This window comes from Pseudomonas sp. NY15372 (genome assembly GCF_048068215.1).
In the GTDB taxonomy this organism is placed as follows: Bacteria; Pseudomonadota; Gammaproteobacteria; order Pseudomonadales; family Pseudomonadaceae; genus Aquipseudomonas; species Aquipseudomonas guariconensis_A.
In genome coordinates, this window is record NZ_JBLUPY010000002.1 from 19,711 (window position 1) to 46,701 (window position 26,991).

A 26,991-nucleotide genomic window follows, 5' to 3' on the forward strand; every position below is an offset into this window, starting at 1 on the left:
TCACGCTTGACGGAGGCGTAAGTCTAAAGAGGGCCACCGGCAGCGGCAAGCGAAGGCTTGCCGCTGCGGGCAAGGTCGGTCAGATCATCCGCCACAGCTCTTGTGGCATGCCGGCGTAGGCGGCCAGCGGGGGCATGACGAACGACTGGATCACCTGGATCGCCAGGAACGCGAAGATCGGCGAGATGTCCATGCCGCCGAGGTTCGGAACCAGGCGACGGAACGGCGCCAGCACCGGTTCGCTGATCTGGTAGGCCAGTTCGGCCGCTGGGTTGTGGCTGTTGGGTGCGACCCAGGAAACGATCACCATGACGATCATCGCCACCCAGAAAATCTTCAGGAACAGCGAGGTGATGCCGATGATCGCCCACATCAGCAGGTGCAGGACGTCGCCGAAGGTGCCGTAGGTGACCATCAGCACGAAGGCCATCAACAGCGCTTGGATCACCACCGACAGCACCAGGGACGAGGTGTCCAGGCCACCGATGCTGGGGATGATGCGGCGAAGCGGCTTGAGCAGCGGCTGGGTGGCGCGCACCGCGAACTGGCTCAGCGGGTTGTAGAAGTCGGCCTTGACCAGTTGCAGCACGAAGCGCAGCAGGACGATCACCAGGTACAGGCTGACCAGGGTTTGCACCACGAAGATCGCGGCGCCGGACAATGCATTCATCGACAGCTCCTTATTTGCCCAATTGCTCGGCCAGTTCGGCGGAACGTTTCGCCGCAGCCTCCAACGCCTGCTCGACGATGGCCTCGAAGCCATTGCCCTGGAACGACTTGATCGCAGCCTCGGTGGTACCGGCCGGCGAGGTCACGCGGCGGCGCAGTTCGGCGGCATCGACGTCGCTGGCGACGGCCATGTGCGCGGCGCCCAGGGCAGTCTGCAGGGTCAGCTGGGAGGCGGTTTCGCGAGGCAGGCCGAGTTTTTCACCGGCGGCGGTCATGGCCTCGATCAGCAGGAAGAAGTAGGCCGGGCCGCTGCCGGAAACGGCGGTGACGGCATCGAGCTGTTGCTCCTGCTCCAGCCACAGCACGGTACCCACGGCAGACAGCAGTTGCTCGGCCTGCTGGCGCTGCTCGGCCGAGACCTCGGCGGTGGCGTACAGGCCGCTGGCGCCCTGGCGCAGCAACGCTGGGGTATTGGGCATGCAGCGCACCACCGGGCGGGCACCGAGCCAGGCCTGGAGGCTGGCGCACGTGATGCCGGCAGCGATGGAGACGATCAGCTGGCCTGGCGCAAGGTGTGGCTGCAGGGCTTGGCACACGCCCTTCATGACCTGCGGCTTTACCGACAGGACGATCACGTCCGCGCCGGCGATGGCCTGGGCGTTGTCTTCGAAGGCTTCGATACCGTGGTCGGCGCTGATCCGCGTGCGGGTCTCGGCGCCCGGGTCGCTGGCGCGGATATGCGCGGCATCCAGGCCCTGGGCACGCAGGCCGCCGATCAGGCTGGCGGCCATGTTGCCGGCGCCGATAAAGGCAATTCGTGTCTTGCTCATGTCAGGTCCTTGAGGGAAAGAGTGAGTAAAGCATGGATTCAGACGGCGCCGTAATCGCGCGCCCCGAACAGGGCGGTGCCGATGCGTACCCAGGTCGCTCCCTGGGCGATCGCTGCCTCGAGGTCGTGGCTCATGCCCATGGACAGGGTGTCCAGGCCAAGACCCAGGCCTTCCTGCAATTGGCGCAGGCTGGCGAAGGCGGCCTCCTGGGCGGCGCGGTCGTCGGTGGGCTCGGGGATCGCCATCAGGCCGCGCAGGTGCAGCCGGGGCAGGGCCGCCACGGCCTGGGCCAGGGCGGGCAGGTCGACGGGTGCGCAGCCGGACTTGCTGTCCTCGCCGCTGACATTCACTTGCAGGCAGATGTTCAGCGGCGCCAGGCCTTCGGGGCGTTGTTCGGACAGGCGTTGGGCGATCTTCAGGCGGTCCACGGAGTGTACCCAGTCGAAATGCTCGGCAATGGCTTTGGTCTTGTTCGACTGGATGGGGCCGATGAAATGCCAGATCAAGGGCAGGTCATCGAGCTCGGCCTGCTTGGCCAGGGCTTCCTGGAGATAGTTCTCGCCGACATCGCGCACACCCGCGGCATGGATCTGGCGGATGGCGCTGGCCGGTTTGGTCTTGCTCACCGCCAACAGCTGGACGCTGGCCGGGTCGCGCCCGGCGGCCCGTGCTGCGCTGTCGATGCGTGCGGCGAGGGCGGAAAGGTTGTCTGCTATGGTGGACATGGAATCGATGCCGACGGCTCTGTGGTCTGCGGCATTCTACCTGCTTGATGGCCTTTGGGGAGTCTCATGGATGTGACCGACCTGTTGGCCCGGGCCAGAGCTGCAGGGGCTTCGGACCTGCACCTGGCCACGGGCGAAGTCCCTGTGCTGCGTGTGGATGGACTGCTGCAACGCCTGGACCTGCCGCCTTTGGCGGCTACCCCCCTTGAAGATGCACTCGCGCCGCTGCTCGACGAGGCGCAGCGGCGGCAATGGGCGGGCGGCGATGAACTGGACCTGGCCGTGACCCTGCCGGGCGCCGTGCGTGCCCGCCTGAACCTGTACCGTCAGCGCAATGGCCCGGGAGTGAGCCTGCGCCTGCTGCCGACCCGGGTACCGACCGTGGACGAACTCGACCTGAGGGAAGTGTTTCAGTCTGTTGCGCAGTGGCGCGACGGCCTCGTGCTCGTCGGCGGGCCCACCGGCAGCGGCAAGACGTCCACCATGGCGGCTTTGGTCGACCAGCTCAACCGCCAACACGCCTTGCACATCATCACCTTGGAAGACCCGGTCGAGGTGCTTCACATCGGCCAGCGCAGCCTGGTCAACCAGCGGCAGGTCGGTCGCGATTGCCGCAGCTTCGCCCAGGGCTTGCGCAGTGCCTTGCGCCAGGACCCGGATGTCATCGTGATCGGTGAATTGCGCGATCTGGAGACCATTCGCCTGGCTTTGCGCGCGGCGGAAACCGGCCACCTGGTGCTGGCGACCGTGCATACCCGCTCGGCAGTGAACAGCATCGACCGCTTGGTGGAGGTATTCGCCGCAGAAGAAAAAGCCCTGGTGCGGGCGATGCTCGCAGAATCGCTGCGCATGGTGGTGGCGCAGGTGCTGCTCAAGCGAACAGGCGGCGGACGGGTAGCTGCGCGGGAAGTGCTGGTGACGACACCTGCGGTGCGCAACCTGATTCGCGAAGGGCGGATGGCGCAGTTGCAGTCCGTGATGCAGACCGGTGCGGCGGTGGGGATGAAGACGATGGAGATGGCGCTGCAGGCGTTGCGGGGGCAGATTGATGCAGATAAAAGAATAACTAATTGATTTGCGGGTCCTCTGTGGGAGCGGGCTTGCCCCGCGATCAAGGGCGACGGTGATATCGGCCCGGCCCAATCGCGGGACAAGCCCGCTCCCACAAGGGCCTGCAAAATCAAATAGTTATAGGAGCAGAGTCACCCACGAAGGGGCGGGCAGCGATTTCAGCTCAGCGCTTGGCCAGTGCCAGCGTCTGCTCTTTGGGCAACACCCGCTTGGCCACCACGTAATGCCGCTGCCAGTACGGTTTGCTCAGGGTATCGATGCTCACCCGCTTGCCGGTACGCGGCGCATGGATGAAGCGGTCGTTGCCCAGGTAAATGGCAACGTGGTTGACCCGGCGGCTCTTGATATTGAAGAAGATCAGGTCGCCTGGCTTGAGGTCGCTCTTGGCCACCTTGACGCCATGCCCGCGGGCCATGGCATTGGAGGTACGTGGCAGGTCGACGTCGGCGACATCGGTGAAGGCGTACTTGACCAGCCCGCTGCAGTCGAAGCCCTTGCTCGGGCTGCTGCCGCCCCAACGGTAGGGTGTGCCCAGTACATTGACGGCACGGCTGAGCACATTGCTGCTCTGCTTGGCCGACATCATGGCAACGGGCAGTTGGCTGGACACCTTGGCGGCATTGCTCGGGCGAGCGCGCAGGCTGGTTTGCTTGATCGGCGTGCGCTTTACGGTGCTGCTGGCATTGGTGGTATAGCCAGTAAAACCGTTGGGAAGACGTTGCTCACGGTTGGTGGCGTGGGCGGCCAGGGGTAACAAAAGGCAGAGGGTCAGCCATGTCTTGAACAAAGGCGGCATAGTTGAAACTCTTTTAGGTATGTGTTGGCTGTATGGCGCGCAACTCTATAACACTCAGGACGGGTTTTTCGTTCCGTTGGTCGATTGCGCGGGTACCATACGTCGGCTTCCAAGGAAAAAGTCACAAATTTCCTTAGAAAATTTTTCACTAACCCAAGGAGGACAAGCATGAATGGTTATCAACAGGGGGCGCCGATGCACGACACCCATAGCAAGGTCCTGGGTTATCTCTTGTGGATCTTCGGCTTCACCGGCTCGCACCGCTTCTACTATGGCAAGCCGATCACCGGCACGATCTGGTTCTTCACCCTGGGCCTGCTCGGCATCGGCTGGCTGATCGACCTGTTCCTGATCCCTTCGATGGACCGTGAAGCAGACATGCGCTTCCAGCCGGGGCGGGTGGACTACAACCTGGCGTGGATCCTTCTGACCTTCCTAGGGATCTTCGGTGCGCATCGCCTTTACCAGGGCAAGTGGATCAGCGCCTTGATCTACCTGCTCACCGGCGGCCTGTTCCTGGTGGGCGTGCTGTATGACTTCTGGACGCTCAACAGCCAGATTTCCCAAGTCAACGCTGAACGTCGCTGATAGAAAAAAGGCCTTGTCGCGCAGGGCGGCAAGGCCTTTTCCGTTACTGGCGGGTCTGTCGCTGTTGCAACAGCAGGTTGCCGAAGCCAGCTCCGGCCAGCTGCTTCTGCGCCCCGGTCAGCTGTTCGCGGTTGCTGAACGGGCCGACCAGTACGCGGTACCAGGTTTCATCCTTCACCGTCCCCGATTCCACCTTGACCGACTGGCCCAGCAGGATGATCTGCGCACGGACCTTGTCGGCATCGGCCTGCTTGCGGAACGAGCCGGCCTGGAGGAAGAACTGCGTGGTCGCCGCTGGCTTGATCACCGGGGGGGCGGGCGGAGGCGTCTGCCCCATCAGGGCGGCCTGGGCACGGGCGATGTCGATCTTCGCCGCTTCGGCCGGTGTGACCGGCTTGACCGGTTGCGCCGGCACCGGTGGGGTTTTCTCCGGCACGGCTTCGGGCGGCACGATGACCTCCGACTCCGGCAGCAGCGTATAGAAGTCGTACTTGGGCTTGACTGGCTGTTGCTGCACAGGCGCGCTGCCCTTGCTGGCCTCGGCGACCTTCGCCGGCTTCTGCTGTTCAGGCTTGGTGCGCTTGATATCGTCGCCGCCAGGCTCGAGCTTCATCAGGAAGACAATGAAGGCGCCGACGGTCAGGCCGACCGCCAGCCAGATCCAGCCTGGGATCGGCTGCTTGGCCGGTGCCTGGTTACGGCTGGCGCCACGCTTTGGTGCGGGTTTTTTCTTGGCAGCCAACTTACATGCGCTCCAAGGTTTCCAGGCCGAGCAGTTCCAGGCCCTGCTTGAGGGTTCGACCGGTCAGGGCGGCCAGGCGCAGACGGCTCTGCTGCTGTTCGGCGTTCTCGGCGGCGAGGATCGGGCAGTTCTCGTAGAAGCTGGAGAACAGGCCGGCGATGTCGTACAGGTAGCTGCACAGTACGTGTGGGGTGCCTTTGTCGGCGACGTTGTTGAGCACTTCACCGAACTGCGCCAGGCGCGCGGCCAAATCCTGCTCGTGGGCGGCCTGCAGGGTGATCTTGCCCTCGACTTCGTCAAAGCCTTTGCCCAGCTTGCGGAACACACTGGCCACGCGGGTGTAGGCGTACAGCAGGTACGGCGCGGTGTTGCCGTCGAAGTTGAGCATCAGCTCGAAGTTGAAGCTGTAGTCGCTGGTGCGGTGCTTGGACAGGTCGGCGTACTTCACCGCGCCGATGCCGACCACTTCGCCGATGCGGCGCAGTTCGTCCTCGGACAGGCTCGGGTTCTTGTCCTTGACCAGGGTGTAGGCGCGTTCCTTGGCTTCGGTGAGCAGGTCGATCAGCTTCACGGTGCCGCCATCGCGGGTCTTGAACGGGCGGCCATCGGCGCCGTTCATGGTGCCGAAGCCCATGTGCTCCATCTGCATCGGGTGGCCGACGAAACCTGCGCGGCGGGCGACTTCGAACACCTGGTTGAAGTGCAGGGCCTGGCGCTGGTCGACGAAATACAGGGCGCGATCGGCCTTGAGTACGTTGCTGCGGTAGCGCACGGCGGCAAGGTCGGTGGTGGCGTAGAGGTAGCCGCCATCGGCCTTCTGCACGATCACCGGCAGCGGCTCGCCTTCGGCGTTCTTGAACTCGTCGAGGAACACGCACTGGGCGCCCTGATCCTCGACCAGCAGGCCTTTGGCCTTGAGGTCGGCGACCACGTTGGCCAGGTCGGCGTTGTAGGCGCTTTCGCCCATCACGTCGGCCATGGTCAGCTTGACGTTGAGCAGCTCGTAGGTTTTCTGGCAGTGGGACAGGGAGATGTCCTTGAAGCGGGTCCACAGTGCCATGCACTCGGGGTCGCCGGCCTGCAGCTTGACCACCAGGCCACGGGCGCGGGTAGCGAAGTCTTCGGACTCGTCGAAGCGCTTCTTCGCCGCGCGGTAGAAGTTCTCCAGGTCAGAGAGTTCGTCGCTGGTGATCGGGTTCTCTTCCAGGTAGGCCAGCAGCATGCCGAACTGGGTGCCCCAGTCGCCCACGTGGTTCTGGCGGATCACTTGGTCGCCGAGGAACTCCAGGACCCGGGCGACGCTGTCACCGATGATGGTCGAGCGCAGGTGGCCGACGTGCATTTCCTTGGCCAGGTTCGGTGCCGACAGGTCGATCACCACCTTCTCGCTCGGGCCGGCCTTGCGCACGCCCAGGTGGTCATCGGCCAGGGCGGCGTCCAGGCGGTTGGCCAGGGCCTGGGTGTTCTGGAAGAAGTTCAGGAAGCCCGGGCCTGCGATCTCGACCTTGGTGATGTCGTCGCTGGTCGGCAGGGCCTCGATGAGTTTTTCGGCCAGGTCGCGTGGCTTCATGCCGGCGGGCTTGGCCAGCATCATGGCGATGTTGCTGGCGAAGTCGCCGTGGGTCTTGTCCCGGGCATTTTCCACCTGGATCGCCGGCGTCAGCCCTTCAGGCAGCACGCCGTCGGTGACGAGTTGGGTGAGGGCTTGCTGGATCAGCTGGCGAATGGTGTCTTTCATGGCGTTCTCTTTTCGACCGCAAGCGCGGTGGGGCGCTTCGATGCGCAGGTGGAAAAACTGGGCATTATCCGTTTCCAAAGGCGGGTTGCCAACCTTTGACGCTGTATGTTCCGGCCCTATCGCCGGCAAACTGGCGCCCACAGGGCGCGTGGGAGCCGGCTTGCCGGCGATAGGGACGATCGATTCAGTACAGATCGACCGGGTCCACATCCAGCGACCAGCGCACCTGGCGCCCGCTCGGCATGTGCTCCAACACTAGCAACCAGGCGCTGATCAGTCGATGCAAAGGCGCCCGGGCATTGGCCTGGAGCAATAATTGCGCACGGAAGCGCCCAGCGCGGCGCTCCATGGGGGCCGGTACCGGGCCGAGCAGCTCGATACCGTGCAGGTTGTGCTCGGCCAGCAGGCGTTCGGCCGCGGCGCAGGCCTCGTCGAGAAACCCCTCTGCCTGGCCCGGCTTGTGCGCCTCGGCGCGCAGCAGGGCCAAGTGGGCGAAGGGGGGTAAGCCTGCGGCCCGGCGTTCGCTCAGGGCTTGTTCGGCGAAGGCGAAGTAGCCCTGCTCGGTCAGTTGCACCAGCAACGGGTGTTCGGCCAGGTGGGTCTGGATGATCACCTTGCCCGGTTCTTCGGCCCGCCCGGCGCGGCCGGCCACCTGGACGATCAGCTGGGCCATGCGCTCGCTGGCGCGGAAATCGCCGGAGAACAGGCCGCCATCGGCGTCGAGGATGGCCACCAAGGTTACCCTTGGGAAGTGGTGACCCTTGGCCAGCATCTGTGTCCCCACCAGGATGCTGGGCTGGCCGCGCTGGATGGTGGTGAACAGGTTGTGCATGGCGTCCTTGCGCGAGGTGCTGTCGCGGTCCACGCGCAGGATGGGGTAGTCGGGGAACAGGGTTTTCAGGCGCTCTTCGGCCCGCTCGGTACCTGCACCCACCGGGCGCAGGTCGACATGGGCGCACTGCGGGCACTGGTGCGGCAGGCGTTCGTCATGGCCGCAGTGGTGGCAGCGCAGCACGCCGGAGCGCTGGTGCACGGTCATCCGCGCGTCGCAGCGCGGGCATTCGGAGAGCCAACCGCAGTCGTGGCACAGCAGCGTCGGGGCGAAGCCGCGGCGGTTGAGGAATACCAGCACCTGCTGGCCGGCTTCCAGGGTCTGGCGGATGGCCTGCTGCAGTGGGCCGCTGATGCCGCTGTCCAGGGGCAGGCTGCGTACGTCCAGGCGCAGGAAGCGGGGCGCGCGTGCGCCGCCGGCGCGCTGGTTCATGCGCAGCAGGCCGTAGCGCCCGCTGTGGGCGTTGTGCAGGCTTTCCAGCGAGGGCGTGGCGGAGCCGAGCAGGATCGGGATGTTTTCCTGATGGGCACGTACCACAGCCAGGTCCCGGGCGTGGTAGCGCAGGCCCTCCTGCTGTTTATAGGAGCCGTCGTGCTCCTCGTCGATGATGATCAGGCCGGGGTTCTTCATGGGCGTGAACAGCGCCGAACGCGTGCCGATGATGATATCGGCCTCGCCGTCGCGGGCCGCCAGCCAGGCATCGAGGCGTTCGCGATCGCCTACCGCCGAGTGCAGCAGCGCGATGCGAGCATTGAAGCGCTGCTCGAAACGCGCCAGGGTCTGCGGCCCCAGGTTGATCTCGGGGATCAGGATCAACGCCTGTTTGCCCGCTTCCAGGGTTTCGCGGATCAGCTGCAGGTAAACCTCGGTCTTGCCGCTGCCTGTCACCCCGGCCAGGAGGAAGGCGTGGAAGGCACCGAAGCCCGAGCGCACGGCATCGAAGGCTGCCAGCTGCTCCTCGTTCAGGGGCAGTTCCGGCTGCGCCAGCCAATGTTCGTGACGCGCCTGTGGCAGGTGGCGGCGTATTTCCAGCTGGACCAGCTCCTTGGCCAGCAACAGGTCCAGGCTGTCCTTGTTCAGGCCCAGTTTGGCCAGCAGGCTGTGGGCGACCCCATGGGGATGTTGCGACAAGGTCTTGAGCGCTTCGCGCTGGCGCGGTGCGCGGGCGATGCGCGGGTCTTCCAGGCGGGCGCCGGGCGCCACGTGCCAGAAGCGCTCCTGGCGCATCTCGGCCGGCTCGCCCTGGCGCAGCAGGGTCGGCAGGGCCCAGTTGAGGGTGTCGCCCAGGCTGTGCTGGTAATACTGCGAGGTCCACAGGCACAGCTTGAACAGCGAGGCGGGCAGCGGCGAGACCGGGTCGAGCAGGGCGCTGGCCGGCTTGAGTTTGTCTGCCGGGACCTCGCTCTTGTCGCAGACTTCCACCAGCACGCCGATCATCTCCCGGCGCCCGAACGGCACGCGGATGCGCATGCCGGGCACTAGCGCCTGGCGGGCCATGCTGGCCGGGGCCCGGTAGTCGAACAGGCGACGCAGGGGCGAAGGCAGGGCAAGGCGCAGGATGACGTCGGACACGCGGAAGGTCTCTGGAGGGTATTTCGGAATCCGCCGAGACTAGCAGACGACAGTCGGTGCTCGCGACAACTTGCGTTGGCGTGATGCTCTGGTATTATTCGCCGCCTAATTACGTGCGGTATTCAACAATTGGTGTTGGGTGGCGGCACGCAGCTCGAGGAAGTGACGATGAAACCAGAAATTCACCCGAATTACGAAGTAGTTGCAGTCACCTGCAGCTGCGGCAACAAGTTCGAGACCCGTTCGACCCTGGCCAAGCCTCTGTCGATCGACGTCTGCTCCCAGTGCCACCCGTTCTACACTGGCAAGCAGAAGGTCCTGGACACCGGTGGTCGCGTACAGAAGTTCGCCGATCGCTTCGGTATGTTCGGTACCAAGAAGTAATCATGCATATGGCGAACCCCTCGGGTTTCGCGCTGCTGCAGAAAAAGGCGCCCCTTGTGGGCGCTTTTTTTGTGGCTGCGTTCTGGCACCTGCCGACCCTGGCCTACTGCCCCGTCCCTGACAAGCCGCAGCAAGTGGCGGTGCGCCAGGTGGTCGACGGCGACACCTTGCGCCTGAGCGATGGGCGCAGCGTGCGCATGATTGGGCTCAACGCACCGGAAATCGGCCGCAAGGGGCGCACCAGCGAACCATACGCCGAGGCCGCCAAGCGCCGCCTGCAGGCCTTGGTGAGCGCCAGCGACGGGCGCGTCGGGCTGGTGCCGGGCGTGGAGTCGAAAGACAAGTACGGCCGAACCTTGGCGCATATCTACGGCCGCAATGGCGACAATCTCGAGGCGGTATTGCTCAGCGAGGGCCTGGGCTATCGGGTCGCGGTGGCGCCCAACGTCAACCTCGCCTCCTGCCAGCAGCAAGCCGAACAGGCGGCCAGGGTGGCCCGTGCCGGGCTCTGGCGGCAGTCGCCGGTGCTGCGTGACGGCGATGTGCGTCAGTCTGGGTTTGCCGTCATCAGCGGCAAAATCCAGGGCATCGAACGCAATCGCGGTGGTGTCTGGCTCGATCTTGGCGACCAGGTGGTATTGCAGGTTCCCGCTCGTCTGCAACGCAACTTCCCGGCAAGGTTCTTCGATAATCTCAAGGGACGCCAGGTCGAGGCGCGTGGCTGGGTGCTGGACCGTTCCCGCAAGGGCGGCTTGAAGCCGGGGCAGCGACGCTGGTTGTTACCATTGACCGATCCGAGCATGTTGGAGCGTGTTTCAGGTTAAATAGTTGTAGACATTTCGCTATTGGATTGTACACACTTGATGGCGTATGCCCCGTGGGTTATAGCGTAAAGTCGTAGGCTAAAGGCCTTGACACAAGTGACCGGGCAGTCTTGTAGCCCCCCGGCTCTTTGCGTATCCTCGGCGGTCCGTCAGAACAGTAAACAAGCGGAATGCCCACCATGTCAGACCTGAAAACCGCCGCTCTCGAATATCACGCTCAGCCTCGTCCGGGGAAACTGAGCGTCGAACTCACCAAGCCGACCGCAACCGCCCGTGACCTGGCCCTGGCCTACAGCCCGGGCGTCGCCGAGCCGGTGCGCGAGATTGGCCGTGACCCAGAGCTGGCCTACAAGTACACCGGCAAGGGCAACCTGGTCGCGGTGATTTCCGATGGTACCGCCATCCTCGGCCTCGGCGACCTGGGCCCGCTGGCCTCCAAGCCGGTCATGGAAGGCAAGGGCGTTCTGTTCAAGCGTTTCGCCGGCATCGACGTGTTCGACATCGAAGTCGACTCGGAAAGCCCACAGGCCTTCATCGACACCGTCAAGCGCATCTCCATCACTTTCGGTGGCATCAACCTCGAAGACATCAAGGCGCCTGAGTGCTTCGAGATCGAGCGCACCCTGATCGAGCAGTGCGACATCCCGGTCTTCCACGATGACCAGCACGGTACCGCGATCGTCACCGCGGCCGGCATGATCAACGCCTTGGAAATCGCCGGCAAGAAGCTCGAAGAAGCCAAGATCGTCTGCCTGGGTGCCGGCGCTGCCGCCATCTCCTGCATGAAGCTGCTGGTCAGCATGGGTGCCAAGGTCGAGAACATCTTCATGATCGACCGCACTGGCGTCATCCACGCCGGCCGCGACGACCTGAACCAGTACAAGGCCCAGTTCGCTCACGCTACCGACAAGCGCACCCTGGCCGACGCCCTGGAAGGTGCCGACGTGTTCGTTGGCCTGTCCGGCCCGAACCTGCTGAGTGCCGAAGGCTTGAAGTCCATGGCGGCCAACCCGATCGTGTTCGCCTGCTCGAACCCGGACCCGGAAATCGCCCCGGAGCTGGCCCACGCCACCCGCAGCGACGTGATCATGGCCACCGGTCGTTCCGACTACCCGAACCAGGTCAACAACGTACTGGGCTTCCCGTTCATCTTCCGTGGTGCCCTGGACGTTCGCGCCAAGCGCATCAACGAAGAGATGAAGATCGCCGCCGCCATCGCCCTGAAGGACCTGGCCAAGCTGCCAGTGCCGAAGGAAGTGTGCGACGCCTACGGCGTACAGGCCCTGGAATTCGGCCGTGAGTACATCATTCCGAAGCCGATGGACCCACGCCTGATCACCGTCGTCTCCGACGCCGTGGCCAAGGCTGCCATCGAATCCGGCGTGGCTACCCTGCCGTATCCGAAGCACTACCCGCTGCAGAGCGTGAACGACGTGTTCAACGGCTGATCCAGGCCGTAGCGTCATGAAAAAGCCCCGGCTCGTGAGAGTCGGGGCTTTTTCGTTTGGGGCTGCACGTCCGACTTGCTCCTCGGTCAAGGGCGCAGCCTTTGCCAGCGACGGCGATATCAGGCCCGGCCCAATCGCGGGGCAAGCCCGCTCCCACAGAGGTCAGCGCTTGCCAGTCGTTCTCTGCGCGACAGCGCAGCCCCTGTAGGAGCGGGCTTGCCCCGCGATCAAGGGCGTAGCCCTTGCCAGGCGACGGTGATATCAGGCCCGGCCCAATCGCGGGGCAGGCCCGCGATGATCGGTTTTTTAGAACAGATCCATGGGTGCCGCTTCGTCTGCCGGCAGTGGGCTGCCAGGTATCGCGCCATTGCCCAGCTCGTCCACCGAAGGCGGCGAATCCTCGGCCTTGAACAGCTCGAAATAGGCGTTCGGCGTGCTCGGTGTAGCGGCGCGGCCGCTGACCGGGTCGACCCGCAGGCTGAGGATGCCCTCCGGTTCGGCAGGCGCGTGCTCGGGTTTGTCCTTGAGCGCAGCGCCCATGAAGCTCATCCAGATCGGCAGCGCCGCAGTGCCGCCATACTCGCGTCGGCCCAGGGTTTCCGGCTGGTCGAAGCCGACCCATACGGTGGTGACGTAGTCGGCGTTGTAGCCGGTGAACCAGGCATCCTTGGACTCGTTGGTGGTGCCGGTCTTGCCTGCCAGGTCACTGCGGCCCAGGGCCAGGGCGCGGCGGCCGGTACCACGCTTGATCACATCCTGCAGCATGCTGGTGAGGATGTAGGTGGTACGCCCATCGATGATGCGCTCGGCCACCGCCGGCACCTGCAATTGCGGCGTAGTCTGGCCCGCGGCCACAGGGGCTTCGCCGGGCAGGGCAGGGGTGCTGATCGGCTGTTCCGGCGCGGCGATGCCGGCCTCGTCCTGGCCGCCTTGCGGGACCCGGGCCGGGTTGGCGGTGAACAGGGTCTCGCCGTTACGGCTCTCGATCCGCTCGATCAGGTACGGGCTGATCTTGTAGCCGCCGTTGGCGAAGGTGCTCCAGCCGGTGGCGATTTCCATCGGCGTGAGGGTCGCGGTGCCCAAAGCCAAGGACAGGTTCGGCGGCAGGTCCTGCTTGTTGAAGCCGAACTTGGTGATGTAGTCGATGGTCTTGCCCACGCCCATCGATTGCAGCAGGCGGATCGAGACCAGGTTACGCGACTTGTACAGCGCTTCGCGCATGCGGATCGGGCCGAGGAAGGTGTTGGTGTCGTTCTTCGGGCGCCAGACCTTGTCCAGGTACTCGTCGACGAACACGATCGGCGCGTCGTTGACCAGGCTGGCCGCGGTATAGCCGTTGTCGAGCGCGGCGCTGTAGACGAACGGCTTGAAGCTCGAACCCGGCTGGCGCTTGGCCTGCATGGCGCGGTTGTAGTTGCTCTGCTCGAACGAGAAGCCGCCGACCAGGGCGCGGATGGCGCCGCTGTACGGGTCGAGGGTGACCAGGGCGCTCTGCGCGCCGGGGACCTGGCTGAACTTGAGCGTGCCGTCTTCCAGGCGCTGGACGCGGACCAGGTCGCCGACCTGGGCCACATCCTTCGGCGACTGCGGGGAGCGGCCCTGGGCATTGCTGTTGATGAACGGGCGGGCCCACTTCATGGTGTCCCAGCCGACATGTTCCTGCTGACCGCTACGGGTCAGCACTTGCAGGCCATCGGCCTGCACCTGGGTCACGATGGCCGGCTCCAGGCCGCCCAGGGTGCGCTGTTTGCCTAGTTCCTGCTGCCAGGCTTCGAGGGTCTTGCCCGGGAAGCGTGCCTCCGGGCCGCGGTAGCCGTGGCGTTCATCGTAGCTGGACAACCCGTTGAGCACGGCCTTGTTGGCCATTTCCTGCATGTCGCTCGGCACCGTGGTGGTGACGCGGAAACCTTCGGTGTAGGCCTCGCTGCCGTAGCGGCCGACCATTTCGGCGCGGGCCATTTCGGCGATGTAAGGCGCGTTCACTTCCGGCGTCGGCACGTGGTAGCTGGCGTTGAGCGGCTCTGCCAGGGCGGCCTCGTAGCTGGCCTGGTCGATCTTGCCGAGCTTGTACATGCGCCCAAGGATCCAGTCGCGCCGCTCTTTGGCCCGCGCCGGGTTGGCCAGCGGGTTGAACCGCGAAGGAGCCTTGGGCAGGCCGGCGATCATGGCCATCTGCGCCAGGCTGACGTCACGGATCGACTTGCCGTAATACACCTGGGCCGCGGCCTCGATGCCATAGGCGCGGTTACCTAGGTAGATCTTGTTGACGTACAGCTCGAGGATCTCGTCCTTGGTCAGCTCGCGTTCGATCTGCAGCGCCAGGAGGATCTCGTTGGTCTTGCGCGAGAAGCTGCGCTCGCTGGTGAGGAAGTAATTCTTCGCCACCTGCATGGTGATGGTGCTGCCGCCGGTCTGGATGTGGCCAGACTTCACCAGCTGGGTCGCTGCGCGCATCAGGCTGCTCGGGTCGACGCCATAGTGGTTGAGGAAATTGTCGTCCTCGGCTGACAGAAGCGCCTGGATGAATTGTGGGGGAATGTCCGCGAAGCGGATCGGCGAGCGGCGCATTTCGCCAAACTCGGCAATCAGCTTGCCGTCGCTGCTGTACACCCTCAAGGGGATCTGCAACTGGATGCTTCTGAGGGACTCGACCGAGGGGAGGCTGGGGCTAAGATACAGAAACGCACCGCTCACACCGAGTACGAGCGCGCAGATGACTGCGACGAAAGACCACCAGAAGAACTTCAGCAGACGTATCAAGGCTTTTGGGTGTCCAGGTTGGGAGTGGATTGCACGCGGTCCGGCGGACAGGAAAAAACGCTGGGCATTATAAGCATTTTTCGCTTTGCCGGGGTGACCGGCCGGCCTGGTCGGTCGGCTCCGGTGGCGCGGTATTGCGACGAACTGTCAGGAAAAAGCCATGCTTGGACGCTTCGGCAGGGATGCCGGTTCACTGCTGGGGGTGGAAATTGCCTCCGATTCCGTTCGAATCCTTCAATTGCAGGGGCGCCAGGCGCGTCGTTCGGTTGGCGCCTGGGCGCTGGAACCCTTTGAGCCGCCGGCGGGCGGGTGGGCTGCTCGCCCCGATGTCGTGGCCGGTGCGCTGCGGCGCGCCTGGCATCGCAGCGGTAGCCGGCAACGCCAGGCGGCAGTCGCCGTGTCTGCCTCGGAGGTGATCTGCAAAGTCTGCCGGCTGCCTGCGGGGTTGTCCGAAGCCGAGATGGAGGCGCAGCTGCTGGTGGAGGCCGAGCACCTGTTTCCCTTTCCTTTGCAGGACCTGGCGCTGGATTTCCAGGTCCTGGAGCCCGTGGCAGGCCAGGCCGGTGAAGCCCGGGTGCTGGTGGGCGCGTGCCGCCAGCAGGCCCTCGGGCCGTTGGAGGAGGTGCTCGGCAGCGCCGGGCTGCAGGCCGTGGCGGTGGAAGTCGACAGCATTGCCCTGGAGCGGACCTTGCCATCAGGCGCTGACTCACCGGCATTGCTTCGGATCGAGTCGGACTGCGCGGTTCTGCATGCTTGGCCGGAGCCTGCGATACCCCAGCGGTCTACGCTGCGGCTGCTGGCCTCGGAAGACCGCTCGCTGGCTGCCGAGCGTATCGCGCAATGGTTGCACAGTGCATTGCCGCTGACTCGGTTCGAGCATCTGCTGGTCGCCGCCGACGGCGATTGGGTCGATGCCTTGTCCGAGCGACTGGGTATGCCCTGCAAGGCATTCTTGCCGTTTACCCGATTCGATCCGAGCCTGGTACTGGCCTTGGGCCTGGCGATGGGGGATGCCCGATGACAGTGCGCCTGAACCTGTTGCCGTGGCGCGAGCATCGCCGCCTGGTGGCCATCCGCCGATTCAAGGTGGCGCTGGTCGTCAGCCTGCTGTTCGCGCTTGGTGGCGTGATGTCGCTGGATCACCTGGCACGTCAGCGCCTGCAACAACAAGCCTCGGCGGCCGCGGCCCAGCAAGCGGCCCTGCAACCGATGGAGCAGGCCCTGGCGCGTATCGAGGCGCTGCGTGAGCAGCGTGCGGTCATCGAAGGGCAGACCCAGGCGTTGGCGCGCTTGAGGTCCGGCCAGGGCGCGTTCGTGGCGATGCTGCTGGCACTCGAACGGGTAATGCCAGGCGGGTTGCACCTGAGCGAGCTGCAGCTCGAGGGTGAAGACCTTCGGCTGTTGGGTATGGCGGCTTCTTCGGCGGTGCTTGCACAGTTCATGCGTGACCTGACGCACGCTGCGGTGGTGCAGGGGCTGGAGTTGAAGCGGCTGCGTAATCTGCCTGGCGCAGATGAGTTCCTGCTGGTCGCGCGCCTCTCGGCAACCTGGTCATGAGAGGGCTGGGCGGAGCGCTCGGGTCGGAATGGATTGTCCAGTCATGGGTTGGCAGGGTGGCTGCCACAGGGCTGCTCGTGCTGGCGGTGTTTTTCCTGGGGTGGCTTCTCTTGCTCCAGGAAGGCTACCGTGCCTTGCGCCAGGGCGAGGCAGCAGCAGATGGCCTGCGCCTGGCGTACGATCACAAGGCTCAGGCCGCTCGCCACCTGCTGCCGGCCACCGAGGCGCTGGCGGATGTGCAACGCCAGTTGCTCGATGCGCGGTGGCGACTCTCGGCAGGGGAGGACATGAGCGACCTGCTGGACGGGTTGGCCAGCTCCGGGCATGCCTTGGGGCTGGTGTTCGAGCAGCTCGATGTATTGCCAGAGGGCACCGGGCCGGGGTACCGGGTGGTGCCGCTCGACATCCAGGTCATCGGCGCCTACCCGGCCTTGCGAGCCTGGCTTCAGGCATGGCTGGGCCAGGTTCGCCTGTTGCGGCCGACGCGCCTGGAGCTGGCGGGCGTACAGGATCGGCCGGGTGTGCGGCGCCTACGCTTGCAGGTCGAGTCCTACCATTCTGATGAGAACTTGATGCCGCCCGCTTCGCTTGCCCATGAGCCAGCACAGCCGGCCGCGCAGCCTGTCGGCATCGATCTGTTTGCGCCCTGGTCGATGCAAAGGCCGGCACAAGGGCTGGCTGGCGTCGCGCTTGCGCAGTTGGAAATGGTCGGAAGCCTCTCGCGCAACGGGCGAAGCCAGGCATTGCTGCTGTCGGCGGGGCGCCTTTACCGGGTGGGCGAGGGCGACCGGCTGGGCCGGGACCAAGGAATCGTCGTGGCGGTGGATGGCCAGCAGGTCGAAGTGCGTGAACGTGTATTCGTCGCGGGTGGCTGGCACGAGCGGTCGGCGTACCTGAGGCTAAGGAAGCAGGTGGGTAATGAGGTCATGGATGAGCGTGAACAGTCTGAGGAAGTGGATGCTGGCGATACTCTTGGCGGGCCTGGCCGGCACGGCGCTGGCCAGTCGGGATGAGCCGCTCTCGCTGAACTTCCAGGACATCGAAGTGCGTGCGGCACTGCAGGTGCTCGCCGACTTTGCCGGTATCAACCTGGTGGCCAGCGACACTGTGCAAGGCCGCCTGACCTTGCGCCTGGAGCGCGTACCCTGGGAACAGGCCCTTGACCTGGTGCTGCGCAGCAAGGGCTTGGCCCGCCGCGAAGAGGGCAATGTACTGCTGGTGGCACCGGCAGCCGAGCTGGCCGAGCAATTTCGCGAAGCACGCCTGGGGCAGGCGCTGGATGCGCAACAGCAACCCATGCGCCGGGCGTTGTTGCCGATCCACCACGCCAACGCGGCGGACCTGGCCGAGCTGTTGCTGGCCGCACTGGCCGACGATGGCATCCTCACCGGGCGCGGCAGTCTGAGCGTGGATGCCCGCACCAACACGCTGGTGGCGTACCAGCCTGCCGACCGCCTTGCCGAGTTGCAGCAATTGGTGGCGCAGCTGGACGTGCCGGTGCGCCAGGTGCTGATCGAGGCGCGCATCGTCGAGGCGAATGTCGACTACGAAAAGAGCTTGGGGGTGAGGTGGGGCGCGCCGCTCCCAGGCGAGGCCGCCCGCCTGGGCAAGGACCTGTTCGTCGACCTGGGTGTCGAGCGGGCCGGCTCGGCTGTCGGCCTCGGCCTGCTGCGCGGCGGCACGTTGCTGGACCTGGAGCTCAGCGCCATGGAAAAGAGCGGCAACGGCGAAATCATCTCCCAGCCCAAGGTGGTCACGGCAGACAAGGAAACGGCGCGGATCCTCAAAGGCACGGAAGTGCCCTACCAGGAGACCAGCAAGAGCGGCGCCACCTCCACGTCGTTCCGCGAGGCGTCGCTGTCGCTGGAGGTTACGCCGCAGATCACCCCGGATGGCAAGGTCATCATGGCGGTGCGGGTGACCAAGGACGAGCCTGACTACGTCAATGCACTGAACAACGTACCGCCGATCCGCAAGAACGAGGTCAATGCCAAGGTCCGGGTGGCTGATGGGCAGACCGTCGTCATCGGTGGCGTCTATTCGACCACGCAAAACAAAGTGGTCGACAAGGTGCCATTTTTAGGCGATCTGCCGTATGTTGGTCGGCTGTTTCGACGCGATGCATTACAAGAGAAAAAATCCGAGCTGCTGGTCTTCCTGACTCCGCGTATCATGAGTGACCAGGCGATTGCTGTGAGTCGTTGATTCTGTGCGAAATTTGATACTTGTGGGGCCCATGGGCGCTGGTAAAAGCACCATCGGACGCCTTTTGGCCAAAGAGCTGCGGCTGCTGTTCAAGGATTCCGACAAGGAAATCGAACTGCGAACCGGCGCCAATATCCCGTGGATCTTCGACAAGGAAGGCGAGCCGGGTTTTCGTGACCGCGAGCAAGCCATGATCGCCGAGCTCTGCGCCCTCGATGGCGTGGTTTTGGCGACCGGAGGCGGCGCGGTGATGCGCGAGGCCAATCGCAAAGCCTTGCACGGGGGCGGGCGGGTGATCTACCTGCATGCCTCGGTGGAGCAGCAGGTCGGGCGCACCGCGCGCGACCGCAATCGCCCCTTGCTGCGCACTGCCAACCCGGAGGCGACCCTGCGCGCCCTGTTGGAAACCCGCGACCCGCTGTACCGAGAAATTGCCGACCTGGTGGTGGAAACCGACGAACGGCCGCCACGCATGGTGGTGCTCGACATTCTCGAGCGCCTGGAGAAGTTGCCGCCCCGGTAAGCCGGGACTATGCTCGGCGACCAGCGCCGAGGCGGGGTTGAACGTTACCGCGCGGTGTCGCCTGGACGATGCCGCGCCCTAGTACATTGTGGGGATACATGCAGACACTAAAGGTCGACCTGGGCGAACGTAGCTACCCGATCTACATTGGCGAAGGCCTGTTGGACCAGCCCGAACTGCTGGCGCCGCACATTGCCGGGCGGCAGGTCGCCATCGTCTCCAACGAAACCGTCGCGCCCCTGTATCTCGAGCGCCTGAGCCGTACCCTTGGTGCCTATTCGGTGCTGCCGGTGGTGCTGCCCGATGGCGAGGCCCACAAGAACTGGCAAACCCTGCAACTGATCTTCGATGCCCTGCTCACTGCACGCCACGACCGCCGTACCACCGTGGTGGCCCTGGGCGGTGGCGTGATCGGCGACATGGCCGGTTTCGCCGCCGCTTGCTACCAGCGTGGCGTCGACTTCATCCAGGTGCCGACCACCCTGTTGTCCCAGGTGGACTCGTCGGTCGGCGGCAAGACCGGCATCAACCACCCACTGGGCAAGAACATGGTAGGCGCCTTCTACCAGCCCAATGCGGTACTGATCGACACCACCAGCCTCAAGACCCTGCCCGAACGCGAGCTGTCGGCGGGCCTGGCCGAAGTGATCAAGTACGGGCTGATCTGCGACGAGCCATTCCTGACCTGGCTCGAAGAGCACATGGGAGCCCTGCGCGCCCTGGAGCCTGCCGCCCTGACCGAGGCCATCGGCCGCTCCTGCGCCGCCAAGGCGGCCGTGGTCGGTGCCGACGAGCGCGAGTCCGGAGTACGGGCCACCTTGAACCTTGGCCATACCTTCGGCCATGCCATCGAGACCCACATGGGCTATGGCGTCTGGCTGCATGGCGAAGCCGTGGCTGCCGGCACCGTGATGGCCCTGGAGATGTCCATGCGCCTGGGCTGGATCGACCAGCCGGCACGGGACCGCGGCATTCGCCTGCTGCAGGCTGCGGGCCTGCCGGTGGTGCCGCCCGAGGAGATGACCCCGGCGCATTTCATGGAACACATGGCGGTCGACAAGAAGGTACTCGACGGTCGCCTGCGTCTGGTGCTGCTGCGCCAGATGGGCGAGGCCGTGGTGACCGACGACTATCCGAAAGAGATTCTTCAAGCCACGCTGGCGGCGGACTACCGCGCGATCGTGGCCCAGCTTTGAGGTTGTGACAGCGCGATGACCAGTTTGCATGCCGATGAGGCGTTTCTCGACCACTACCAGTTGAGCCATGACCCGTTCGCACCCCGGGTGCCCGGCTTCAAGTTCTTCCCCGCCCAGCGCAAGCCGGTGCTGGGCCAGCTCCATCACCTGGCACGCTACAGCCAGCTGATGCTGGTGGTCACCGGCCCCATGGGCAGCGGCAAGACCCTGCTGCGCCAGGCCCTGGTGGCCAGTACCAACAAACAATCCGTGCAGAGCGTGGTGGTGTCTGCCCGCGGCGCGGGCGATGCGGCCAGCGTGCTCGGCCAGGTGGCCCAGGCGCTCGACGTAGCGCATGCCGAGGTCCAGGCCATTCTTGCCCAGGTGGTACAGTTGGCCCTGACCGGCCAGGAAGTTTATTTGCTGGTGGACGATGCGGAACAACTCGACGAGTCGGCACTCCAAGCGTTGCTGGAGTTGGCGGCTGGCGTTCCGGAAGGGCGTCCGCATGTATTCCTGTTCGGCGAGCCTTCGTTGATCGCCGGCTTGGAAGGGCTCGATGCCGGTGGTGAGCGGTTCCATGTCATCGAGCTTGCGCCCTATAGCGAGGAGGAGACCCGCGAGTACCTGGAACAGCGCCTGGACGGCGCGGGCCGGGGTATCGAGGTGTTCACCCGCGAACAGATCGTCGACATCCATGAAAACTCAGACGGCTGGCCTGGGACTATCAACCAGGTTGCCCGCGATACCTTGATCGAAGCCATGATCGCCAGCCGCAGTACGGCCAAGCGACCATCCATGGGGTTCAATATGCCTAAGAAACATGTGCTCGCGCTGTCCGCTGTCGTCGTGGTCGCGGTTGTCGCGGCGGTGCTGATGCCCAAGAAGAGCGACAAGCCTGCCGAGGCGCCGGCCGCACAGGCCCAGTTGCCCCTGGGTGAAGGCCAGCCGGCCATCGAGTTCTCCGGCTCGTCGCAGCCCATGCCGCTGCCGCTGGTTGGCCAGTCGCAGCCGGTGATGCGCGAGCCGCTGGCCCAGGCGGCCGGCATGGGTGATGGCGAGGAAGGCAGCCCGGCTGGCGACACCGCGCTGCAGCCCGCTGTTCCGCCCACCGTGACCACCACTGCGCCGCCACAGGGTGTGCCTGCAGGCCCTGCGCCGACCCCGGCGCAGCCTGTCACCAGCGCTCCGGCCCAGGCCGTCGCCACGGCGCCTGCGCAGCCGGTTGCACCAGCGCCAAAGCCTGTCGCTACCCAGCCGGCCAAGCCGGTTGCACCCGCCAAGCCAGCTCCGGCACCGACCCAGGTGGCCACGGCCAAGCCTGCCGCCAAACCTGCCGCTGGCGGTTCGGGCAATAGCAGCTGGTATACCGGCCAGAAAGCCGGCAACTATGTCGTGCAGATCCTGGGGACCAGCTCCGAGGCATCGGCCCAGGCCTTCGTCAAGGCCCAGGGTGGCGACTATCGCTACTTCAAGAAAACCCTGCAGGGCAAGCCGCTGTACGTGGTCACCTACGGCAATTTCGCCAACCGCGATGCAGCGGTTGCGGCAATCAAGAACTTGCCAGCCAAGGTCCAGGCTGGTAAACCTTGGCCTCGTACCGTCGGCAGCGTCCAACAAGAGCTGGCGGCGGCCCGCTGATACCTTCCGGGCGGCAACACCCCGCCGCCCAGTTGCAAAGCGATTCCCGACTTGTAGAGCCTGCTGCGCCTGAGCGCGGCAGGCTTTTCTGTCCCAGACTGCCGGCCACAAGCCCACTCTTGCAGTCCTGGCTGAAACGCTTCAGACTCGAGCCAAGTCGCTATCACGGCTCATGGCGCAAAACATTCAAAAATGCGACATAAGTTTTCAATGATGCGTCATGAAAATTTGTGGGCGTTGCTGTCCCTGTGCAACAATGGTTTCCCATTGCCCACCGCAAAAAGCTGGCGTTTGATCGGCGTGGATGGTAAGTGGTTGTACTAAAAAGAGATTTGCCTTCGTTGAGAGGCGAACCTGGTGAGAAAGTGTCTATGAAAACAGGTCTGTACCATCCCGAAGAATTCAAGGACAACTGTGGTTTTGGCCTGATCGCCCATATGACGGGCGAGGCGAGCCACCATCTTTTGCAAACCGCCATGCAGGCACTGACCTGCATGACCCATCGCGGCGGTATCAACGCCGACGGCAAGACCGGTGACGGTTGCGGCCTGCTGATGCAGAAGCCCGATCAGTTCCTGCGTGCCGTGGCCCAGGAACACTTCGCCGTCGAGCTGCCCAAGCAGTATGCCGTCGGCATGGTGTTCTTCAACCAGGACCCGGTGAAGGCCGAAGCGGCCCGCGCCAACATGGACCGCGAAATCGTCAATGCCGGCCTCAAGCTGGTCGGCTGGCGCAAGGTGCCGATCGACACCCGCGTGCTCGGTCGGCTGGCCCTGGAGCGCCTGCCGCAGATCGAGCAGGTGTTCATCGGCGGTGAAGGCCTGAGCGACCAGGAATTCGCGATCAAGCTGTTCAGCGCCCGTCGCCGTTCGTCCGTGGCCAACGCCCACGACGCCGACCACTACATCTGCAGCTTCTCGCACAAGACCATCATCTACAAAGGCCTGATGATGCCGGCGGACCTCGCCGCCTTCTTCCCGGACCTGGGTGACGAACGTCTGAAGACCGCCATCTGCGTCTTCCACCAGCGCTTCTCCACCAACACCCTGCCGAAGTGGCCGCTGGCCCAGCCCTTCCGCTTCCTCGCCCACAACGGCGAGATCAACACCATCACCGGCAACCGCAACTGGGCCGTGGCCCGTCGCACCAAGTTCGCCAATGACCTGATCCCCGACCTCGAAGAGCTCGGCCCGCTGGTCAACCGCGTCGGTTCCGACTCCTCGAGCATGGACAACATGCTGGAGCTGATGGTCACCGGTGGCATCGACCTGTTCCGTGGCGTGCGCATGCTGGTGCCGCCGGCCTGGCAGAACGTCGAGACCATGGACGCCGACCTGCGCGCCTTCTACGAATACAACTCCATGCACATGGAGCCGTGGGACGGCCCGGCCGGCATCGTCATGACCGAAGGCCGCCATGCGGTCTGCCTGCTCGACCGCAACGGCCTGCGTCCGGCACGTTGGGTCACCACCAAGAATGGCTACATCACCCTGGCCTCGGAAATCGGCGTATGGGACTACAAGCCCGAGGACGTTCTGGCCAAGGGTCGCGTCGGCCCGGGCCAGATCTTCGCCGTGGACACCGAGACCGGCCAGATCCTCGACACGGATGCCATCGATAACCGCCTCAAGTCGCGCCATCCGTACAAGCGTTGGCTGCGCCAGCATGCCCTGCGCATCCAGGCGACCCTGACCGACGACCAGGGCGTGGCCAGCTACGACGCCGACCAGCTCAAGCAGTACATGAAGATGTTCCAGGTCACCTTCGAGGAGCGTGACCAGGTGCTGCGTCCGCTCGGCGAGCAAGGCCAGGAAGCGGTGGGCTCGATGGGCGACGACACGCCGATGGCGGTATTGTCCCAGCGCGTGCGTTCGCCGTACGACTTCTTCCGCCAGCAGTTCGCCCAGGTGACCAACCCGCCGATCGACCCGCTGCGCGAAGCGATCGTCATGTCCCTGGAAATCTGCCTGGGTGCCGAGCGCAACATCTTCCAGGAGTCCCCCGAGCATGCCTCGCGGGTGATCCTCAGCTCGCCGGTGATCTCCCCGGCCAAGTGGCGCTCGCTGATGAATCTCGAGCGCGAAGGCTTCGACCGTCAGCTGATCGACCTCAACTACGAGGAAAGCGTCGGCCTGGAAGCAGCCATCCGCAATATCGCCGACCAGGCCGAAGAAGCCGTGCGCAGTGGCAAGACCCAGCTGGTGCTGAGCGACCGCTACATCGCCCCAGGCAAGCTGCCGGTGCACGCTTCCCTGGCCGTCGGCGCGGTGCACCATCGCCTGACCGAGCAAGGCCTGCGTTGCGACAGCAACATCCTGGTGGAAACCGCCACCGCCCGTGACCCGCACCACTTCGCGGTGCTGATCGGCTTCGGTGCTTCTGCCGTGTACCCGTACCTGGCCTACGAAGTGCTGGCCGACCTGATCCGTACCGGCGAGGTGCTGGGCGACTTGGACGAGGTCTTCAAGTACTACCGCAAGGGCATCTCCAAAGGCCTGCTGAAGATCCTGTCGAAGATGGGTATCTCGACCATCGCCTCGTACCGTGGCGCCCAGCTGTTCGAAGCCGTGGGCCTGGCCGAGGAAGTGGTCGGCCTGAGCTTCAAGGGCGTGTCCAGCCGTATCAAGGGCGCACGTTTCGTCGACCTGGAGAGCGACCAGAAGCTGCTGGCCGCCGAAGCGTGGAGCGCGCGCAAGCCGATCCAGCAGGGCGGTCTGCTCAAGTTCGTCCATGGTGGCGAGTACCACGCCTACAACCCGGATGTGGTCAACACCCTGCAGGCTGCCGTGCAGCAGGGCGACTACGCCAAGTTCAAGGAATACACCACGCTGGTCGACCAGCGTCCGGTGTCGATGATCCGCGACCTGCTGAAAGTGAAGGTCGCAGACCAGGCGCTGCCGCTGGACCAGGTCGAGCCGCTGGAGGAGATCCTCAAGCGCTTCGACTCCGCGGGCATCTCCCTCGGCGCCCTGTCGCCGGAAGCCCACGAGGCTCTGGCCGAGGCCATGAACCGCCTGGGCGCGCGCTCCAACTCCGGTGAGGGCGGCGAAGACCCGGCGCGCTACGGCACCATCAAGAGCTCGAAGATCAAGCAGGTGGCCACCGGCCGTTTCGGCGTCACCCCCGAATACCTGGTCAATGCCGAAGTGCTGCAGATCAAGGTGGCCCAGGGCGCCAAGCCCGGTGAGGGCGGCCAGCTGCCTGGCGGCAAGGTCAACGGCCTGATCGCTCGCCTGCGCTACGCCGTGCCGGGTGTGACCCTGATCTCGCCACCGCCGCACCACGACATCTACTCGATCGAAGACCTGGCCCAGCTGATCTACGACCTCAAGCAGGTCAACCCGCAGGCCCTGGTGTCGGTCAAACTCGTGGCCGAAGCCGGCGTGGGCACCATCGCCGCTGGCGTGGCCAAGGCCTATGCGGACCTGATCACCATCTCCGGCTACGACGGCGGCACCGGCGCTTCGCCACTGACCTCCATCAAGTACGCCGGCGCACCGTGGGAGCTGGGCCTGGCCGAAACCCACCAGACCCTGCGTGGCAACGACCTGCGCGGCAAGGTACGGGTACAGACCGACGGCGGCTTGAAAACCGGCCTGGACGTGATCAAGGCCGCGATCCTCGGCGCCGAAAGCTTCGGCTTCGGCACCGCGCCGATGATCGCCCTGGGTTGCAAGTACCTGCGTATCTGCCATCTGAACAACTGCGCCACGGGCGTTGCCACCCAGAACGACAAGCTGCGCAAGGACCACTACATCGGTACCGTCGACATGGTGGTGAACTTCTTCACCTTCGTCGCTGAAGAAACCCGTGAGTGGCTGGCCAAGCTGGGCGTGCGCAGCCTGGGCGAGCTGATCGGCCGCACCGACCTGCTCGACGTGCTGCCGGGCGACACCGAGCGCCAGCAGTTCCTGGACCTGTCGCCGCTGCTGGGCAGCTCGCACATCCCGGCTGACAAGCCGCAGTTCTGCGAAGTCGACAAGAACCCGCCGTTCGACAAGGGCGAGCTGGCCGAGAAGATGGTCGAGATGGCCCTGCCGGCCATTCGCGACCTGGCCGGTGGCGAGTTCAGCCTGGATATCTGTAACTGCGACCGTTCCATCGGCGCGCGCGTCTCTGGCGAAATCGCCCGCCTGCATGGCAACCAGGGCATGGCCGGGGCGCCGATCACCTTCCGCTTCAAGGGGACTGCGGGCCAGAGTTTCGGCGTCTGGAACGCCGGTGGCCTGAACCTGCACCTGGAAGGCGACGCCAACGACTACGTGGGCAAGGGCATGACCGGTGGCAAACTGACCATCGTGCCGCCTGCCGGCAGCCCATTCGAAACCCAGCACAGCGCCATCATCGGCAACACCTGCCTGTATGGTGCCACCGGCGGCAAGCTGTTCGCTGCCGGCACCGCGGGCGAGCGCTTCGCTGTGCGTAACTCCGGCGCCCACGCTGTGGTCGAGGGTACCGGCGATCACTGCTGTGAATACATGACCGGCGGCTTTGTCTGCGTCCTGGGCAAGACCGGTTACAACTTCGGTTCTGGCATGACGGGCGGTTTCGCCTACGTGCTCGACATGGACAACACCTTCGTCGACAAACTCAACCACGAGCTGGTGGAAATCCAGCGTATCAGTGGCGAGGCGATGGAGGCCTACCGCAGCCACCTGGCGCGGGTCCTTGCCGAATACGTGGAAGAGACCGGCAGCGAGTGGGGGCGCGAGCTCTCGGAGAACCTGGACGACTACGTGCGGCGCTTCTGGTTGGTCAAGCCGAAGGCGGCCAACCTCAAGCAACTGCTGTCCAGTACCCGTGCCAACCCGCAGTAACAACAGCTGCAAGTGGCAGGCCCCGTGCGCGGGGCTTGTCCGGCTCAAGTGATCGTCTTGCAGCTTGCGGCCCAGGCCAGCAACTGCGGTATAG

At 64.9% G+C, this 26,991-nt stretch carries 21 protein-coding genes; 13 read left to right on the plus strand and 8 right to left on the minus strand.

The annotated features are described in order from the left end of the window. Nucleotides 1–79: 79 nt before the first annotated feature. The 3 genes from ACNFG0_RS01715 to ACNFG0_RS01725 are packed head-to-tail and all read right to left on the minus strand — an operon-like array spanning nt 80 to nt 2,224. Nucleotides 80–670 carry a YggT family protein gene (locus ACNFG0_RS01715; protein ID WP_196144102.1) on the minus strand — a complete coding sequence of 197 codons (591 nt, stop codon included), beginning with the start codon at nt 668–670 and terminating at the stop codon, nt 80–82. A 10-nt stretch (nt 671–680) separates the two neighbouring features. Next, a complete protein-coding gene (proC, locus tag ACNFG0_RS01720) occupies nt 681–1,499 on the minus strand; it encodes a pyrroline-5-carboxylate reductase (RefSeq protein WP_196155311.1) in 819 nt (272 codons plus the stop codon). A gap of 38 nt (nt 1,500–1,537) precedes the next feature. Then, nucleotides 1,538–2,224: a YggS family pyridoxal phosphate-dependent enzyme gene (locus ACNFG0_RS01725; protein WP_196155312.1), complete on the minus strand. Its 687-nt coding sequence runs from the start codon at nt 2,222–2,224 to the stop codon at nt 1,538–1,540. Between the two features lie 66 nt (nt 2,225–2,290). On the opposite strand from ACNFG0_RS01725, the gene ACNFG0_RS01730 reads away from it, so the two are divergent. Then, nucleotides 2,291–3,298, plus strand: coding sequence for a type IV pilus twitching motility protein PilT (locus tag ACNFG0_RS01730; RefSeq protein ID WP_416763886.1), 1,008 nt, complete (start codon nt 2,291–2,293; stop codon nt 3,296–3,298). A gap of 160 nt (nt 3,299–3,458) precedes the next feature. Here the strand turns inward: ACNFG0_RS01730 and ACNFG0_RS01735 are convergent, their stop codons facing one another. Further along, nucleotides 3,459–4,091, minus strand: a complete 633-nt coding sequence (locus tag ACNFG0_RS01735; protein ID WP_084853822.1) for a C40 family peptidase — start codon at nt 4,089–4,091, stop codon at nt 3,459–3,461. A gap of 168 nt (nt 4,092–4,259) precedes the next feature. On the opposite strand from ACNFG0_RS01735, the gene ACNFG0_RS01740 reads away from it, so the two are divergent. After that, complete coding sequence (locus ACNFG0_RS01740) at nt 4,260–4,679, plus strand: NINE protein (protein WP_196144097.1); 420 nt, start codon at nt 4,260–4,262, stop codon at nt 4,677–4,679. A 43-nt stretch (nt 4,680–4,722) separates the two neighbouring features. On the opposite strand, the gene ACNFG0_RS01745 is transcribed toward ACNFG0_RS01740, so the two are convergent. The 3 genes from ACNFG0_RS01745 to ACNFG0_RS01755 all read right to left on the minus strand — a co-directional run bounded on the left by ACNFG0_RS01745 (nt 4,723) and on the right by ACNFG0_RS01755 (nt 9,563). Beyond that, a complete protein-coding gene (locus tag ACNFG0_RS01745; RefSeq protein ID WP_416763887.1) occupies nt 4,723–5,421 on the minus strand; it encodes an SPOR domain-containing protein in 699 nt (232 codons plus the stop codon). A 1-nt stretch (nt 5,422) separates the two neighbouring features. After that, entirely contained in the window at nt 5,423–7,159 is a 1,737-nt protein-coding gene (argS, locus tag ACNFG0_RS01750) for an arginine--tRNA ligase (RefSeq protein ID WP_416763888.1), read from the minus strand. A 184-nt stretch (nt 7,160–7,343) separates the two neighbouring features. Continuing rightward, on the minus strand, nt 7,344–9,563 hold the full coding sequence (locus ACNFG0_RS01755) for a primosomal protein N' (protein ID WP_196167054.1): 2,220 nt from the start codon (nt 9,561–9,563) through the stop codon (nt 7,344–7,346). A gap of 168 nt (nt 9,564–9,731) precedes the next feature. Between ACNFG0_RS01755 and rpmE the strand changes: the two genes are divergently transcribed. The 3 genes from rpmE (at nt 9,732) to ACNFG0_RS01770 (ending at nt 12,219) form a co-directional block, all read left to right on the plus strand. Next, nucleotides 9,732–9,947, plus strand: coding sequence for a 50S ribosomal protein L31 (rpmE, locus tag ACNFG0_RS01760; protein ID WP_084853831.1), 216 nt, complete (start codon nt 9,732–9,734; stop codon nt 9,945–9,947). 2 nt (nt 9,948–9,949) lie between these two features. Further along, on the plus strand, nt 9,950–10,771 hold the full coding sequence (locus ACNFG0_RS01765) for a thermonuclease family protein (RefSeq protein WP_416763889.1): 822 nt from the start codon (nt 9,950–9,952) through the stop codon (nt 10,769–10,771). Nucleotides 10,772–10,950: 179 nt separating this feature from the next. Next, nucleotides 10,951–12,219 (plus strand): malic enzyme-like NAD(P)-binding protein, encoded by a 1,269-nt coding sequence (locus tag ACNFG0_RS01770; protein WP_196144092.1) that lies wholly within the window; start codon nt 10,951–10,953, stop codon nt 12,217–12,219. 306 nt (nt 12,220–12,525) lie between these two features. Here ACNFG0_RS01770 and ACNFG0_RS01775 read toward each other — a convergent pair whose 3' ends face one another. Continuing rightward, complete coding sequence (locus ACNFG0_RS01775) at nt 12,526–14,976, minus strand: penicillin-binding protein 1A (RefSeq protein ID WP_416763998.1); 2,451 nt, start codon at nt 14,974–14,976, stop codon at nt 12,526–12,528. Nucleotides 14,977–15,139: 163 nt separating this feature from the next. On the opposite strand from ACNFG0_RS01775, the gene pilM reads away from it, so the two are divergent. The 8 genes from pilM (at nt 15,140) to gltB (ending at nt 26,897) form a co-directional block, all read left to right on the plus strand. After that, nucleotides 15,140–16,000 (plus strand): type IV pilus biogenesis protein PilM, encoded by an 861-nt coding sequence (gene pilM, locus ACNFG0_RS01780; RefSeq protein ID WP_416763890.1) that lies wholly within the window; start codon nt 15,140–15,142, stop codon nt 15,998–16,000. After that, a complete protein-coding gene (locus ACNFG0_RS01785) occupies nt 15,997–16,536 on the plus strand; it encodes a PilN domain-containing protein (protein ID WP_196144089.1) in 540 nt (179 codons plus the stop codon). The genes pilM and ACNFG0_RS01785 overlap by 4 nt, the downstream gene beginning before the upstream one ends. A gap of 110 nt (nt 16,537–16,646) precedes the next feature. Next, on the plus strand, nt 16,647–17,549 hold the full coding sequence (locus ACNFG0_RS01790; RefSeq protein WP_196167056.1) for a pilus assembly protein PilP: 903 nt from the start codon (nt 16,647–16,649) through the stop codon (nt 17,547–17,549). Beyond that, a complete protein-coding gene (locus ACNFG0_RS01795; protein ID WP_416763892.1) occupies nt 17,455–18,741 on the plus strand; it encodes a type IV pilus secretin PilQ in 1,287 nt (428 codons plus the stop codon). The genes ACNFG0_RS01790 and ACNFG0_RS01795 overlap by 95 nt, the downstream gene beginning before the upstream one ends. Before the next feature lie 4 nt (nt 18,742–18,745). Further along, nucleotides 18,746–19,264, plus strand: a complete 519-nt coding sequence (gene aroK / locus ACNFG0_RS01800; protein WP_196155322.1) for a shikimate kinase AroK — start codon at nt 18,746–18,748, stop codon at nt 19,262–19,264. A 98-nt stretch (nt 19,265–19,362) separates the two neighbouring features. Beyond that, nucleotides 19,363–20,460, plus strand: a complete 1,098-nt coding sequence (gene aroB, locus ACNFG0_RS01805; RefSeq protein ID WP_196155323.1) for a 3-dehydroquinate synthase — start codon at nt 19,363–19,365, stop codon at nt 20,458–20,460. Nucleotides 20,461–20,475: 15 nt separating this feature from the next. Then, nucleotides 20,476–22,080 (plus strand): AAA family ATPase, encoded by a 1,605-nt coding sequence (locus ACNFG0_RS01810; protein WP_416763893.1) that lies wholly within the window; start codon nt 20,476–20,478, stop codon nt 22,078–22,080. 371 nt (nt 22,081–22,451) lie between these two features. After that, nucleotides 22,452–26,897, plus strand: a complete 4,446-nt coding sequence (gene gltB / locus ACNFG0_RS01815) for a glutamate synthase large subunit (protein WP_416763894.1) — start codon at nt 22,452–22,454, stop codon at nt 26,895–26,897. Nucleotides 26,898–26,991 lie beyond the last annotated feature (94 nt).

Bases quoted from the DNA above. Each gene is read 5' to 3' on its own strand.
- ACNFG0_RS01715 (WP_196144102.1), bottom strand. From the start codon at position 670: ATGAATGCATTGTCCGGCGCCGCGATCTTCGTGGTGCAAACCCTGGTC.
- proC (WP_196155311.1), bottom strand. From the start codon at position 1,499: ATGAGCAAGACACGAATTGCCTTTATCGGCGCCGGCAACATGGCCGCC.
- ACNFG0_RS01725 (WP_196155312.1), bottom strand. From the start codon at position 2,224: ATGTCCACCATAGCAGACAACCTTTCCGCCCTCGCCGCACGCATCGAC.
- ACNFG0_RS01730 (WP_416763886.1), top strand. From the start codon at position 2,291: ATGGATGTGACCGACCTGTTGGCCCGGGCCAGAGCTGCAGGGGCTTCG.
- ACNFG0_RS01735 (WP_084853822.1), bottom strand. From the start codon at position 4,091: ATGCCGCCTTTGTTCAAGACATGGCTGACCCTCTGCCTTTTGTTACCC.
- ACNFG0_RS01740 (WP_196144097.1), top strand. From the start codon at position 4,260: ATGAATGGTTATCAACAGGGGGCGCCGATGCACGACACCCATAGCAAG.
- argS (WP_416763888.1), bottom strand. From the start codon at position 7,159: ATGAAAGACACCATTCGCCAGCTGATCCAGCAAGCCCTCACCCAACTC.
- rpmE (WP_084853831.1), top strand. From the start codon at position 9,732: ATGAAACCAGAAATTCACCCGAATTACGAAGTAGTTGCAGTCACCTGC.
- ACNFG0_RS01765 (WP_416763889.1), top strand. From the start codon at position 9,950: ATGCATATGGCGAACCCCTCGGGTTTCGCGCTGCTGCAGAAAAAGGCG.
- ACNFG0_RS01770 (WP_196144092.1), top strand. From the start codon at position 10,951: ATGTCAGACCTGAAAACCGCCGCTCTCGAATATCACGCTCAGCCTCGT.
- pilM (WP_416763890.1), top strand. From the start codon at position 15,140: ATGCTTGGACGCTTCGGCAGGGATGCCGGTTCACTGCTGGGGGTGGAA.
- ACNFG0_RS01785 (WP_196144089.1), top strand. From the start codon at position 15,997: ATGACAGTGCGCCTGAACCTGTTGCCGTGGCGCGAGCATCGCCGCCTG.
- ACNFG0_RS01795 (WP_416763892.1), top strand. From the start codon at position 17,455: ATGAGGTCATGGATGAGCGTGAACAGTCTGAGGAAGTGGATGCTGGCG.
- aroB (WP_196155323.1), top strand. From the start codon at position 19,363: ATGCAGACACTAAAGGTCGACCTGGGCGAACGTAGCTACCCGATCTAC.
- ACNFG0_RS01810 (WP_416763893.1), top strand. From the start codon at position 20,476: ATGACCAGTTTGCATGCCGATGAGGCGTTTCTCGACCACTACCAGTTG.
- gltB (WP_416763894.1), top strand. From the start codon at position 22,452: ATGAAAACAGGTCTGTACCATCCCGAAGAATTCAAGGACAACTGTGGT.